Origin of the sequence: Streptococcus sp. IsoGale022, assembly GCF_031142805.1 — a bacterium.
GTDB lineage: Bacteria > Bacillota > Bacilli > Lactobacillales > Streptococcaceae > Streptococcus > Streptococcus sanguinis_A.
Genome location: NZ_JAKZJI010000049.1, coordinates 1 through 321 on the forward strand (window position 1 = coordinate 1; position 321 = coordinate 321).

The window sequence follows — 321 nt, forward strand, 5'->3', positions numbered from 1 at the left end:
TACTGACGCACTCGTCGAAGCTGATTCACTTGCACTTACGGATGCACTGGTTGAGGCGGACGTGCTGGCACTTACTGAGGCGCTGGTTGAAGCTGAGATACTTGCACTTACTGAGGCGCTAGTTGAGGCCGATGTACTTGCGGATACTGACGCACTCGTCGAAGCTGACTCACTTGCAGAGACAGATGCACTCGTTGAGGCAGACGTACTTGCGGATACAGATGCACTCGTTGACGCTGACGTGCTGGCACTTACAGACGCGCTCGTTGAAGCGGACGTGCTGGCACTTACCGATGCACTCGTCGACGCTGATTCACTTGC

The 321-nt window shown here is 55.1% G+C and carries 1 pseudogene; it reads left to right on the plus strand.

Going from position 1 to position 321, the window contains the following annotated elements:
- A pseudogene (locus tag RG608_RS11610) lies at window positions 1–321 on the plus strand (hypothetical protein); the annotation flags it as partial.